Source organism: Paraglaciecola psychrophila 170 (assembly GCF_000347635.1).
Taxonomy (GTDB): domain Bacteria; phylum Pseudomonadota; class Gammaproteobacteria; order Enterobacterales; family Alteromonadaceae; genus Paraglaciecola; species Paraglaciecola psychrophila.
This window is the reverse complement of sequence record NC_020514.1, coordinates 3,335,703-3,348,685: the sequence shown is the minus strand read 5'-3', so window position 1 is coordinate 3,348,685 and position 12,983 is coordinate 3,335,703. Positions and strand designations below refer to the sequence as shown.

Below are 12,983 nucleotides of genomic sequence, written 5' to 3'. Positions count from 1 at the left end.
GGAGTCGGTTAATTTTTTCCGACAAAGTTAATTATAATTAAATCTGAATAAAGTGGTTTTTTGGTTTTCTTTATTGAATAACCAGCCAAGCTTTAATACTATTAAAATATATGAGTTAGCAGCAATTTTGTTGCTTTAAAAATTACGAATAATCAAAAAGGAATGTGTGATGAAACCTGTTGTTTTAGCTGGTGGAAGCGGTAGTCGTTTATGGCCTAAATCGAGAGCTGCGTTACCAAAGCAGTTTTTACGTTTGACCAGTGACTTGACCATGTTGCAAGATACCATTGCAAGGTTAGAAGGCTCTGATGCAGGTCAACCCATAGTCATTTGCAATGATGCCCATCGCTTTTTGGTTGCAGAGCAACTTCGTCAACAAGATATTACCCATGGGGGTATATTACTTGAGCCTATGGGGCGTAATACTGCACCTGCAATTGCTTTAGCTGCTTTGCATGCATCGTTACATGGCGAAGACCCGATTCTCCTTATTTTAGCTGCAGATCATCTAATCAATGATGCCCCAGAGTTCCATAAAGCTATCACTCAGGCTGAAACGTTAGCTAATCAAGGTAAATTAGTGACCTTCGGAATTGTGCCGGACTCGGCTCATACAGGTTACGGTTATATTAAGCGTGGTGAGCAGGTCATGGGGGTAGACGTGGGTTTTGATGTGGCTAGCTTTGTTGAAAAGCCAGATTTAGTAACGGCACAACAATATGTCGACTCCGGTGAGTTTTATTGGAACAGCGGCATGTTTATGTTCAAAGCTAGTCGTTACCTGCAAGAGCTAGAAAAATATGCTCCTGAGATGCTGGCAATATGTAAACAAGCGATTGCTTCTGAATCTACTGATTTGGAATTTGTGCGAGTCGATGCCGACGTATTTATAACATGCCCTGATGATTCAATCGATTATGCCGTCATGGAAAAAACCGATTCTGCTTGTGTCGTTCCACTTGATGCGGGTTGGAGTGATGTGGGCAGTTGGTCTTCATTGTGGGAAACGGCTAAGCAAAAAGATGCCAATAATAACGTTGTCATCGGCGATGCGATTCTGGATGGCGTGACTAACAGCTATATCAACTCTGAACAACGCCTTATCTCTGTAGTGGGTTTGGACAATGTCGTTGTAGTTGAAACCAAAGATGCGGTGTTAGTGGCGCACAAAGACAAAGTGCAAGACATTAAAAATGTGGTGAATCAACTCAAAGCAGAACATCGCCCCGAGTGGGAATTTCATCGCGAAGTGTTTAGACCTTGGGGCAGTTATGACTCCATTGATAACGGTGAACGTTTCCAAGTTAAACGTATTACGGTAAAACCTGGGGAAAAACTCTCTGTACAAATGCATCATCACAGAGCTGAGCATTGGATAGTGGTCTCAGGCACGGCAAAAGTCACCAATGGTGAACAAACATTATTATTATCAGAAAATCAATCGACGTACATCCCAATAGGTGTGATACATGCGCTAGAAAACCCCGGTAAAATCCCTTTGGAGTTGATAGAAGTGCAATCAGGCACCTACTTAGGTGAAGACGACATAGTGCGTTTTTCCGACCGTTACGGTCGTGTCGAAGCTAAATAGACGCAGTTGATATTGAATTCAAAATAAGAGACTTTATGAAGATTACATGTTTTAAAGCGTATGACATTCGCGGTAAATTAGTCGAACAACTTGACGAACACGTTGCCTATCGCATTGGTAAAGCTTTCGCAGAATATATGCAAGCAAAAACTGTGGTAGTGGGGGGGGATGTTAGATTAACCTCAGAGCCTCTTAAATTGTCGCTAGCAGCAGGTTTGATCGATGGCGGAGCAACAGTCACTGATTTAGGTATGACAGGCACCGAAGAAATTTATTTTGCTACGAAACATCTAGGTGTTGATGGGGGTATTGAAGTCACAGCCAGTCATAATCCTATTGATTATAATGGCATGAAATTAGTCAAAACTGACTCTAAACCCGTCAGTGGCGATACTGGATTGTTTGCTATTCGTGATTTGGCCGAAACTTACTCAGAAGATGACGTTCAAGCTAGACTTGAGTTTTATTCGAATGGTTTAGTTAGTGAACAAAGGTTTATTCAAGGTGAAGCTTCAGTTGACGCCAATAAACTAAAGGCCACCGGTCAATATAGCGTATTGGACAATATGCAGCCTTATGTGGCGCATATGTTGTCTTATATTGACACTGCTAACATTACACCCATAAAATTGGTAGTGAATGCGGGTAATGGTGCGGCTGGTGACGCCTTAGACGCGATTCAAAGCGCCCTAGACTCAGCCAATGTGCCTATAGAATTTATTAAAGTGCATCATCAACCCGATGGCACTTTCCCCAACGGTATCCCTAATCCTTTATTACCTGAGAGTAGGGCGGATACCGCGAATGCGGTTATTGAACATTCAGCCAATATGGGCATAGCCTGGGATGGCGATTTCGACCGTTGTTTTTTGTTTGACGAAAAAGGGGATTTTGTCGAAGGTTATTATATTGTGGGTTTGCTAGCGAAAGCCTTTTTGGATAAAAAGCCTGGCTCAAAAATTATTTATGATCCACGGGTGTATTGGAACACCGAAGATATTGTGTTGAATGCAGGCGGTATACCCATAAAAAGTAAAACCGGCCATGCCTTTATCAAAGAGCGGATGCGCGCTGATGATGCAATATATGGCGGTGAAATGAGTGCCCACCATTATTTCCGTGATTTTGCCTATTGTGATTCAGGCATGATCCCATGGTTGTTAATAGCTGAGCTGTTGTGTACCACGCAGCAACAGTTGTCGCAGCTAGTCAAAGAGCGTATTGCTGCCTTTCCATCCTCAGGCGAAATCAACAGTACACTGGCCGATCCTGATGCTTCTATTAAAGCTGTGCTGGACAAGTATGAAGCCAGTGCAACAGTGGTGGATTATACCGATGGTATTGGCTTGGAGTTTGAAAATTGGCGCTTTAATTTACGCAAATCTAATACTGAACCAGTGGTTAGATTGAATGTTGAATCAAGAGCTGATATTGCTTTGATGGAAGAGAAAACTGCTGAGTTGTTGGCTTTGTTAAAGTAAATTGTCTTATTAAGACACTAAAAACCCCAGTTATTTCACTGGGATTTTTGGTTTAAGTCGGTTTAGACTAATAAAAAAATTATTTAACTTCTTCACCAGCTGCTTGTTTATCCGCATGATAACTAGAGCGGACCATAGGGCCACTGGCGGCATGACTAAAGCCTAGGTCTTTGGCTATTGCACCGAGCTCGTTAAATTCGTCTGGATGTACATAACGTTTTAATGGGAAGTGATGTTTACTGGGCTGTAAATATTGGCCCAAAGTCAGCATCTCCACATTGTGGGTGCGTAAATCTTTTAATACTTCGGTTATTTCGTGTTTGTCTTCGCCCATGCCCATCATTAAGCCTGATTTGGTAGGGATGTCAGGATGTTGCTGTTTGAATTTTTTCAGTAAGTCTAACGACCATTGATAGTTGGCACCGGGGCGACACTCCCGGTACAAACGTGGAATCGTCTCAAGATTGTGATTAAATACGTCAGGCGGGCTTTGCTTGAGTATTTCAAGCGCTTTGTCCATACGCCCTCTGAAATCGGGTACTAACACTTCAATTTTAGTCGTAGGGCTGTGCTCACGGATAGCCGATATACAATCGACAAAGTGCTGGGCGCCACCATCCCGCAGATCATCGCGGTCTACTGAGGTGATCACCACATACTTTAATTTCATTTCAGCAATGGTTTTGGCCAACTTGATGGGTTCTTCTGCACTAGGAGGTAAAGGTTTACCATGTCCCACATCACAAAATGGGCACCTGCGAGTACAGATATCACCCAATATCATAAATGTGGCGGTACCGTGATTAAAACACTCAGCAAGGTTAGGGCAACTAGCTTCTTCGCATACGGAGTGTAGATTGTTTTTACGTAATGTTTTTTTGATATGGTCGATTTTATCTGTATTACGCGGTAACTTTATCTTTATCCACGCAGGTTTACGTAACATCTCAGCCTTTTCTGTGGGCATGATGGTGATAGGGATATGTTTAACCTTTTCGTCATCCCGAAGTTTAACTCCGGCTTGCGGGCGTGCGTTAGTCATTAAAGCCTTCTCTATATTCTTTGTTATTTATACCTAATAAGGCAGATAAGTGATCAGTCAGTTTTATGCCTGCTTCAGCGAGCGTATTAGGACCGTCAAGTTGTGCGCAATCTATCATTTCCAGTCCGGCATAACCACATGGATTTATGCGTTGAAACGGGCTTAGATCCATATTTACGTTCAAAGCTAAGCCGTGAAAAGAGCAACCCTTGCGAATTCTCAAGCCAATAGAGCAGACTTTTTTAGCATCTACATACACGCCAGGGGCATCTGCTTTCGGGTAGGCATTAATGGCATATTCTTGTAGTGTGTTAACCACACATTGTTCCAAGGCCGTCACTAAGGTTCTTACACCTAACTTATTACGTTTTAGATTAAGTAGTACATACATCATTTGTTGGCCGGGTCCATGGTACGTGACTTGACCACCCCTATCGACCTTAACCACAGGAATATCGCCTGGCATCAGAATATGTTCTTCTTTACCTGCTTGACCTTGAGTGAACACGGCTTGGTGTTCTACCAGCCATATTTCGTCTGCTGTTTCAACATTTCTATTGTCGGTGAAATCTTGCATGGCTTGCCAAATAGGCAAGTAGGGTTGTAGTCCTAATTGTCTGACAATTAATTGAGTGGGCATTATTCAGGTAAACACTCGCTATAGAACAACTTTAACTAGCTCTAGTTTAGCTAGTTCAACATAAAGTGTTTCCATATGAGCTTTACTGGTCACTGTTATGCTAAGTGAAATTGAGTGGTAAGTACCTTTAGAACTTGGCTTTACCTTTGGTACGTAATCACCAGGCGCATGCACCTGCAAACAAGTGATAACATCTTGCGGTAAACGCTCATGGGCAATACCCATGATTTTAAAAGTTTGCTGGCATGGGAAGTCCAGCAATTTATCAAAGTTTGTGTCCATCTTTCTCTCGAATATTTAATAAAAGTGTAATGTATTAACTATCAAAGCCAAGTCGTAATTTAACAAAATCAACCATACGGTCAATAAATCCACCTTCTTTGACTTCTTGTAGAGCCACTAATGGGTATTCAGCAATATCTTCGCCCTCAATTTGCAGATAGAGTTTGCCTACTACTTCACCTTTAGCAATAGGTGCCTGCAAGTCTTTGTCTAACTTAAAGTTAGCTTTTAAATTTTTGCTTTGACCTCGAGGTATATTGATGGGGGTATCTTGTAATATACCAAGGTCTACCGTTTCTTTGTCACCCATAAAAATACGGTGTGAAACAAAGCTGTCACCGGCTTTATAAGGGGTAATAGTTTCAAAGAAACGAAACCCATACTTGAGTAATTTTTTGTTTTCAACCTTACGAGCCCGTTCACTGTCTGTGCCCATAACCACTGAGATTAAACGCATGTCGCCTTGGTACGCAGATGTAATCAAGCTGTAACCTGCATCTGATGTGTGGCCGGTTTTTATACCGTCAACATTTAGGCTTTTATCCCATAATAGGCCATTACGGTTGTATTGTTTAATATCGTTGAAAGTAAATTCTTTTTCAGCATAGATAGCATATTCTTCTGGAACGTCACGTATCAATGCTGCTGATAAGATTGCCATATCTCTGGGTGTGGTGAAATGCTGGGCATCATGTAAACCATGACTGTTCACAAAATAAGTTGATGTCATACCTAGCTTTTCTGCATGCATATTCATCATGCTGGCAAAGGCACCTTCACTACCAGCAATATGTTCTGCCATGGCGACACAGGCATCATTACCTGACTGCACAATAATACCGCGATTTAGATCTGCTACAGATATTTTTTTACCTACTTCGATAAACATCTTTGAGGAGTCTGGAAAGTTTTTAGCCCAGGCGTTTTCAGAAATAGTCACCAAATCGGAGTCTTTGATATTGCCATTTAGAAGCTCTATGCCAATCACATAGCTTGTCATCATTTTAGTTAAGCTAGCGGGAGGGATCTGAATATCAGCATTTTGCTCTGCGATAACATTACCCGTTTGGAAATCCATCAGGATGAAACCTTTTGCCGCAACACTGGGCGCAGGAGGAATAACCACAGCTGCAGAGACTGAAAAAATGAATGAACAGAATACTATGCTGTTCACAAGAGAGCTGAAATACGTTTTTGGTTTAAGCATTAAACTACCGTTTTTTGAAAATGTTGTAAGAATAGAAGTCTTAGACATGTCTTATTAGACATAAAATAATGACCACAATTTATGCCAAACAATATAGCACTTTGAGGGTTAAATTGCTGCTCAACTAATGACTAATCTAAAATAATAATAGGATTATTATTAGTTACAATGAAGTGAGACTCACTTTAATATAAAAAGTTTAATTCTGTGCGTAAATTTGTGCAAAAGGTTAAGAATACACTGATTCTAATCAGTGTAGATTTTATAAGCACCGGGATAGTCATTATTTTTAAGCTCAATAAGCAATTCATCAGCTTCAAGTTCGTTTTTGATTGGGCCAAGGTGTAATTTGTAGATACCTTTTTCGAATTTGGTTTTGTAAGAGTGTTGGTATAAAACCTTTAAGCCACTGGCTAATTTGTCAATTTGATTTTTGTTTTGCAATGCAGCGACTTGAATATAGACCTGTTGGTTGGTCATGCTGGGTATTTTATTACTGATTGTAGGGAAACGGCCTACGGTCATTTTTCCTGATTTATCCACGTGGATAACATCCAGCTTAACATCAGTGATCCCTGTTTTAAGTACGTCTAGCTTTAACGCTGCGGCATAAGATAGGTCAATCACCCGACCACTATGAAACGGCCCTCTATCGTTGACTCTAACCACCACCTGCTTACCATTTGTCAAATTGGTCACGCGAACAAATGATGGTAATGGAAGTGTCTTGTGGGCGGCAGACATTTGGTACATATCGTAAATTTCACCATTAGCCGTTAAGTGACCATGAAACTTTTGTCCATACCAACTGGCGTGGCCTTTATCGCTGAAACCTTTACCTGTTTTGAGTGGCTGGTAGCGTATTCCCCTTATAATATAAGGACGCATATTAGCTGACGCGTAGCTCTCATATTTAGCCACCGCATCTTGGGTCGTCACATTTTGCGGAATTATTTTAGGAGCTGAGTCTTGATGCTGGTAATAACGTCCTTTAGGAGCGCAACCAGCTAAATACATAGTTAAAAAAGTTAAAACAAGACAACGAAAGTAATTTTTCATGGCAGAGCTAATTGACCTTCTCCAGCAATGCTGGTTACATTGAAACCTTGCTTAAGTTGCTGGCTGAATTGAAATATTGCCATGGCATAAAGTGGACTATGGTTATAGCGAGTGATCACGTAAAAATTAGGTAAGCCCACCCAATATTCCTTGTTATTCACTTGCTCAAATTCGAATAGTTTGACGCTCATGTCTTTGTTTATGTTAAGCGCAGCAATACGCACACCTGCGTCTTCTAACTGCGACCATTTATGGGAATATTTAAGGGATTTCGATAATAATTCTGAGTATTGAGTACCACTAACTTGAGCTTTAAACGCAATGTCGGTATTGGGCTTCCAGTGATGTTTTTTAAAATAGTTTGCAACACTACCTATAGCGTCTTCAGGATTGTTTAATAAGTCCCTCACACCGTCACCGTCAAAATCTACAGCGTAAAAACGGTAACTAGAAGAGATAAACTGGCCCCAACCCATAGCACCAGCATAAGAACCTTTAAGCTCTGTTATCTCAAAGTTTTCTTCTTTAGCTAATAAGAATAATTGTGCTAATTCGCTTCGAAAAAACTTAGCCCTTGGCTGATAGTGAAAACCCAAAGTGACCAGCGCATCGAGAACCGAATATTTACCTTGGTAAGTGCCATAAAAAGATTCAACACCTATGATTGCTACAATGATTTCAGCGGGCACACCGGTTTCTTGTTCTGCACGGGCTAAGGCATTTTGATGAGTTCTCCAGAATGCTAAACCTTTGGTGAGGCGTTTTTCTGTGAGAAATATGGGGTAATACTGATACCAAGGTTTAGCCTCCCATGGCTTAGCAATAGACTGTAAAATGGCCTCGTTTTTGATGGCTTTTTTCAAAGTCGATTCAACTACTTCTCGTTCGAACTGATGTTTATCTACCATCATATCAATAAACTGCTTTTGCAGTTCTAAAGGCGAAGCTTGGATACTCAAGCTTGTGACATACAAGCCTAATGCTAAAAACGATTTAAATAACTTCATGGTTCTCCTTGAAGGTTGAGTCTTTTGTTTAATCTAAACGTTTAAGGTTACAGATACAGTTACCCTCGGGACATAATTCTTTTTTGAGTACTGATGGCCATCAAAATACCAAAACCTGCTAACAGAGTCACCATAGAAGTACCGCCATAGCTAACTAAGGGTAAAGGTACACCCACTACGGGTAAAATCCCCGAAACCATGCCCATATTCACAAACACATAAACAAAAAAGGTCAGGGTAATGCTACCTGCTAAAATTTTACTAAATGCATCTTGGGCCTTCACAGCTATCAACATACCTCTAATAACAATAAATGCGTAGATTGCCAGCAGCCCAACGACACCCCAAAAACCAAATTCTTCACTGAACACCGCAAAAATAAAATCAGTGTGGCGTTCGGGTAAAAACTCCAACTGAGATTGGGTGCCTTGTAGCCAGCCTTTACCTTGCGCCCCACCTGAGCCAATAGCGATTTGCGATTGAATGATGTGATAGCCTGAACCTAGTGGATCAGATTCCGGATTGAGAAATGTAAGCACCCGTTGTTTTTGATAATCTTGCATCAAAAATATCCACATAATAGGCGTGAAAGCAGACGTTGCAACAGCAACAAATGATATGAAACGCCAGCTCATGCCAGCTAAAAACAACGCAAAAACGCCTGAGCATGCAATCAGAAGCGAGGTGCCCAAATCCGGCTGGCGAGCAATTAACAAAGTGGGTAGGGCTACTAAAGCGAAGCCAACCAGTATATGCCAGGTTCTAGGTGGTAAGTTAAATCGACTGATATACCAAGCGACCATCATAGGAACCGCTAGTTTCATGATTTCTGAAGGTTGAAAGCGAAACACGCCTAAATCTAACCAACGCTGTGCTCCTTTACTGGATACACCGACTACTAAAACAGCGATTAACATGCCTATGCCAATGACATAAAAATAAACGGATAATTTTTGATAAGCCATTGGAGGGATTTGCGCCACAACTAACATTACACCTAGAGCCAGCGCAAGACGTGTTAATTGCCTTTGAATAAGGCCTATGTCTTGTCCTCCTGCAGAGTAAATAGTGATTAATCCCACCACCATTAGCACGAGTAGTCCCAATAGCAGCATGCCATCACAATGTATTCTGTTCCAAAAGGAACGACTGTTAGAAGCTAGTTTAGTTCTCAGCATCAGGGGGCTCCACGACGGGTTTAAGTTCGGCTTTTGATAGCTCTATTTCCTCTGGTTCTTGTCCTAAATACTCAATAACTTTGTGTTCAGGAAAGGTTTGATCTTTAAAGAAATTATCCATTATTTTTCGAGCGATAGGTGCTGCTTCAGCACCGCCGTGCCCTGCATTTTCTAAAACAACAGTGACTGTTATTTGTGGTTTGTCGTAGGGGGCATAACCTACATACATAGCGTTATCGTGGTTTTTCTTGGAGAGCTTTGATGCATCATATTTCTCGTCTTGGGCAATAGATACTAATTGGGCAGTGCCTGTTTTACCTGCGGATATGTAATTAGCCCCTCTAAATGCCTCACGTGCAGAGCCTTTTCGATTTACTGTTCCATACATAGCATCCAATACTATATCCCAGTTGCGTTCGTCTTTTATGGCTATGGGGCGCCGTTCTTTAACGGCCTGTAAAATGACTTTATCTTTTTGCATATTACCGCGTATGATTTGTGGAATTATACGCCTACCTTTGTTGACTAGATTGGCTATTGACTGTGTGAGTTGAATCGGCGTCGTTGTCCAATAACTTTGTCCTATGCCTACGTTGATGGTGTCACCAATATACCAAGGGCGGTTAAACAAGGCTTTTACAATGCCTCTGCTCGGCATAATACCATCGGCTTCTTCATGCAAGTCGATACCGGTATAATCACCAAACCCAAATTCATTCATGCTTTCGCTGATCCGATCAATACCTAATTTGTAAGCCAAATCATAGAAGAAAATATCACAGGAAACTTCGATGGCTTTTGTCACATCTACCCATCCATGGCCCCATGGATTATGGTCTCGCCAAACACGTTCAACATTTTTTAATTGATATTTACCAAAGTCATGAATCCGATATTCAGGGGTAATGACTCTCTCTTCAAGTCCAGTCAATGCTAATAAAGGTTTAACTGTTGATGCAGGGGGATATTGCCCCTGCGTTGCACGGTTGAACAAAGGGCGGTCTGAGGTGAGTAATTTTTTGTAATTCTTACTGCTGATGCCATGTACAAACAGATTCGGGTCGTAACTTGGACTGCTGTATAACGCTAGTACACCTCCATCTCGGGGGTCAATGGCAACAACAGAACCTTTCTTACCGGCAAAGGCCTTTTCGGCTTCCAGTTGTAAAGTCATATCAATATTTAGGACGATATCTTGACCGGGAGCAGGTGGATTAAAGTCCAATATGCGGATAATTCTACCTTGATTATTCACTTCCACTTCTTGAAATCCGACTTTCCCATGGAGTTTTTCTTCGTGATATTTTTCTACACCTCTTTTCCCAATGTCATAAGTGGCAGCATAGTTTGCTTCAAATCCAGCTTCACTGAGTTTTTGTAAATCTTTTTTGTTAATCTTTGCAACGTAACCTATTACATGGGTCAAGGCACTGCCATACGGATAATAACGAGCGAGTCTAGCTTCGATGGATATACCTGGATATTTATGTTGCTGTGCAGAAAAAAGTGCGACCTCTTTGGACTTTAAACGGTTGATCAGATTAACCGGTTTAAAACGTCTAGTGCCTTTTAAGTCTCGATAAAAATCACTTACATCTTCTGCGTCAATATCTAATAAAATGCTCAATTCATTAATCGTTAAATCTAGATCATCAATTTCCTCTGGAATAACTTGAAGACTAAAAACCGGACGGTTTTCTGCTAGCAATATACCATTACGGTCATAAATTAAGCCACGATTAGGCGCTACTGGTAATACTTTTATGCGGTTACCGTCTGCTCGTGTTTGGTAATCCTCGAATCGACTTATTTGTAAATAATACAAATTTGTCAACACCATAACGATCATCACAATGACCACAAATAGTCCAATAAACGTTCGCCTAGCAAAAAGGTTGGCTTCCGCTGAATGGTCTTTAATGAGGATACGCGGTGAAGGCAATTTTATTCTCTATGGTAAGGATGGTTATTATTAATTGACCAAGCTCGGTACAGGCTCTCAGCTACAATTATGCGAACTAATGGATGTGGCAAAGTAAGACTCGACAATGACCACTTTTGTTCAGAAATTTTTATACATTCAGGAGCTAAACCTTCTGGTCCTCCAATTAATAAACTGACGTCCCGTCCGTCCATTTGCCAACTTTGCATGGTTTTAGCCAATTTTGGGGTGTCCCAAGGTACACCTGTGACTTCTAAGGTGACGACTCTGTTGCCTTTGGGAATGGCAGCTAGGGTTAATTCTCCTTCTTTTTGTAAGATACGTTTGATATCAGCGTTTTTGCCACGCTTACCGGCGACTACTTCGGTGATCTGCAAAGGCATATCGGCAGGGAAACGTCTGCAATATTCCGAAAAGCCCTGTTCAACCCAAGCGGGCATTTTCATGCCCACCGCAATCATTTGAATACGCACTGGTTAATTTAGCCCCAGAGTTTTTCCAACTGATAGAAATTTCGGGCTTCATCTTGCATCACATGTAAGACTACGTCACCTAGGTCAACTAAGACCCAATCTCCGGTTTCTCGCCCTTCAATACTTAAAGGTGTGGTGCCAGCTCGTTTAGCTTCAACTACCACATTTTCGGCAATTGAAATAACATGACGTTTAGAATTACCTGAGCAAATTAACATGGTTTCGGTAACCGAAGATTTTTCTGCAACATCTAAATCAATAATGTCACGACCTTTTAAGTCTTCGACTTTTTCTATTACAAAGGCTTTTAACTGTTGGTGGTCCAAAGACTTTCCTTATGGTTGAATTTTATACAAATGAATTTGTAATAGTTTAACAGAAATCGACACTCTGCTGATAGAGCTTATGCTGTTGAATATAATCTAATATCTTTGGTGGTAAAAAGCACTCAACCGATTGATTTTTATATAATTGTTGTCTTATTTGGGTGGATGAGACGTTTAATGTTTGGGTATTAGCTACATAAATGTGCCCAGCAAGACTGTTATGCAAAGCGATTGGAGTAAAAGTTTGCCTTTTGTTTAGCAATGTTTTTAGTTGTGACGCATGCTGTTTTGAAGAGCTTTCAGAGATCCCTTGTATTTCTTTTACAGACTCGCCCTTTCTTTCACACACTACAAAATGGCAAAGGGAAAATAGGGTTGACCAATCATGCCAAGTAAATAAATTATGGAAAGAGTCGGTGCCTATGAAAAAACACAATGGGGTAGTGGGCATGGCTTCGCGAATTTCTTTTAATGAGTCGACACTAAATGTGGGTTTTCCTCTATTAATATCTCTTGAGTCAGGGTAAAACAAAGGGTAATCGACACAAGTAAGTTCTACCATTTTAAGCCTGTCTTCGCTTGATGCTACTGCAGGATTTTTATGACTGGGAATATAACAAGGCATTAGGGCGACTTTTTTGATGTTGGTTTTTTCTGCCGCTTCTATTACGGGATAAATATGCCCATTGTGAATGGGGTCGAAGGTGCCACCAAAAATACCTAAAGGAGAAGCAAGTTGCACGTAAATATGTCTC

At 41.0% G+C, this 12,983-nt stretch carries 14 protein-coding genes; 3 read left to right on the top strand and 11 right to left on the bottom strand.

What is annotated here, in order from left to right; all coding sequences use genetic code 11:
- Positions 1–169: 169 nt before the first annotated feature.
- Positions 170–1,591, top strand: coding sequence for a mannose-1-phosphate guanylyltransferase/mannose-6-phosphate isomerase (locus C427_RS14585; RefSeq protein WP_007635207.1), 1,422 nt, complete (start codon positions 170–172; stop codon positions 1,589–1,591).
- A 35-nt stretch (positions 1,592–1,626) separates the two neighbouring features.
- Positions 1,627–3,072 carry a phosphohexomutase domain-containing protein gene (locus C427_RS14580; protein ID WP_007635206.1) on the top strand — a complete coding sequence of 482 codons (1,446 nt, stop codon included), beginning with the start codon at positions 1,627–1,629 and terminating at the stop codon, positions 3,070–3,072.
- A gap of 79 nt (positions 3,073–3,151) precedes the next feature.
- On the opposite strand, the gene lipA is transcribed toward C427_RS14580, so the two are convergent.
- From lipA to C427_RS14560, 4 genes are read right to left on the bottom strand one after another with little or no spacing between them, the layout of a single operon-like run.
- Positions 3,152–4,114: a lipoyl synthase gene (gene lipA / locus C427_RS14575; RefSeq protein WP_007635205.1), complete on the bottom strand. Its 963-nt coding sequence runs from the start codon at positions 4,112–4,114 to the stop codon at positions 3,152–3,154.
- Positions 4,107–4,754 carry a lipoyl(octanoyl) transferase LipB gene (lipB, locus tag C427_RS14570; RefSeq protein WP_007635204.1) on the bottom strand — a complete coding sequence of 216 codons (648 nt, stop codon included), beginning with the start codon at positions 4,752–4,754 and terminating at the stop codon, positions 4,107–4,109. Before lipB ends, lipA begins: the two co-directional genes overlap by 8 nt.
- 18 nt (positions 4,755–4,772) lie before the next feature.
- Complete coding sequence (ybeD, locus tag C427_RS14565) at positions 4,773–5,036, bottom strand: DUF493 family protein YbeD (protein ID WP_007635203.1); 264 nt, start codon at positions 5,034–5,036, stop codon at positions 4,773–4,775.
- Between the two features lie 34 nt (positions 5,037–5,070).
- Positions 5,071–6,162, bottom strand: coding sequence for a serine hydrolase (locus C427_RS14560; protein ID WP_226991047.1), 1,092 nt, complete (start codon positions 6,160–6,162; stop codon positions 5,071–5,073).
- Between C427_RS14560 and C427_RS27645 the strand changes: the two genes are divergently transcribed.
- Positions 6,119–6,301: a hypothetical protein gene (locus tag C427_RS27645; RefSeq protein WP_007635199.1), complete on the top strand. Its 183-nt coding sequence runs from the start codon at positions 6,119–6,121 to the stop codon at positions 6,299–6,301. The two genes, C427_RS14560 and C427_RS27645, sit on opposite strands and share 44 nt — an antisense overlap.
- A gap of 188 nt (positions 6,302–6,489) precedes the next feature.
- Here C427_RS27645 and C427_RS14550 read toward each other — a convergent pair whose 3' ends face one another.
- The 7 genes from C427_RS14550 to nadD are packed head-to-tail and all read right to left on the bottom strand — an operon-like array spanning position 6,490 to position 12,970.
- Entirely contained in the window at positions 6,490–7,302 is an 813-nt protein-coding gene (locus tag C427_RS14550; protein ID WP_007635197.1) for a septal ring lytic transglycosylase RlpA family protein, read from the bottom strand.
- Positions 7,299–8,309 (bottom strand): lytic murein transglycosylase B, encoded by a 1,011-nt coding sequence (mltB, locus tag C427_RS14545; protein ID WP_007635196.1) that lies wholly within the window; start codon positions 8,307–8,309, stop codon positions 7,299–7,301. Before mltB ends, C427_RS14550 begins: the two co-directional genes overlap by 4 nt.
- Positions 8,310–8,368: 59 nt before the next feature.
- Positions 8,369–9,487 (bottom strand): rod shape-determining protein RodA, encoded by a 1,119-nt coding sequence (gene rodA, locus C427_RS14540; protein WP_034898622.1) that lies wholly within the window; start codon positions 9,485–9,487, stop codon positions 8,369–8,371.
- Positions 9,474–11,429, bottom strand: a complete 1,956-nt coding sequence (gene mrdA / locus C427_RS14535; RefSeq protein ID WP_007635194.1) for a penicillin-binding protein 2 — start codon at positions 11,427–11,429, stop codon at positions 9,474–9,476. The genes rodA and mrdA overlap by 14 nt, the downstream gene beginning before the upstream one ends.
- Before the next feature lie 2 nt (positions 11,430–11,431).
- Complete coding sequence (gene rlmH, locus C427_RS14530; protein WP_007635193.1) at positions 11,432–11,902, bottom strand: 23S rRNA (pseudouridine(1915)-N(3))-methyltransferase RlmH; 471 nt, start codon at positions 11,900–11,902, stop codon at positions 11,432–11,434.
- Between the two features lie 8 nt (positions 11,903–11,910).
- Complete coding sequence (gene rsfS, locus C427_RS14525; RefSeq protein ID WP_007635192.1) at positions 11,911–12,228, bottom strand: ribosome silencing factor; 318 nt, start codon at positions 12,226–12,228, stop codon at positions 11,911–11,913.
- A 46-nt stretch (positions 12,229–12,274) separates the two neighbouring features.
- Positions 12,275–12,970, bottom strand: a complete 696-nt coding sequence (gene nadD, locus C427_RS14520; RefSeq protein ID WP_007635191.1) for a nicotinate-nucleotide adenylyltransferase — start codon at positions 12,968–12,970, stop codon at positions 12,275–12,277.
- Between the last annotated feature and the right edge of the window lie 13 nt (positions 12,971–12,983).

Bases quoted from the DNA above. Each gene is read 5' to 3' on its own strand.
- lipB (WP_007635204.1), bottom strand. From the start codon at position 4,754: ATGCCCACTCAATTAATTGTCAGACAATTAGGACTACAACCCTACTTG.
- ybeD (WP_007635203.1), bottom strand. From the start codon at position 5,036: ATGGACACAAACTTTGATAAATTGCTGGACTTCCCATGCCAGCAAACT.
- rodA (WP_034898622.1), bottom strand. From the start codon at position 9,487: ATGCTGAGAACTAAACTAGCTTCTAACAGTCGTTCCTTTTGGAACAGA.
- C427_RS14585 (WP_007635207.1), top strand. From the start codon at position 170: ATGAAACCTGTTGTTTTAGCTGGTGGAAGCGGTAGTCGTTTATGGCCT.
- C427_RS14580 (WP_007635206.1), top strand. From the start codon at position 1,627: ATGAAGATTACATGTTTTAAAGCGTATGACATTCGCGGTAAATTAGTC.
- lipA (WP_007635205.1), bottom strand. From the start codon at position 4,114: ATGACTAACGCACGCCCGCAAGCCGGAGTTAAACTTCGGGATGACGAA.
- C427_RS14550 (WP_007635197.1), bottom strand. From the start codon at position 7,302: ATGAAAAATTACTTTCGTTGTCTTGTTTTAACTTTTTTAACTATGTAT.
- mltB (WP_007635196.1), bottom strand. From the start codon at position 8,309: ATGAAGTTATTTAAATCGTTTTTAGCATTAGGCTTGTATGTCACAAGC.
- C427_RS27645 (WP_007635199.1), top strand. From the start codon at position 6,119: ATGAAACCTTTTGCCGCAACACTGGGCGCAGGAGGAATAACCACAGCT.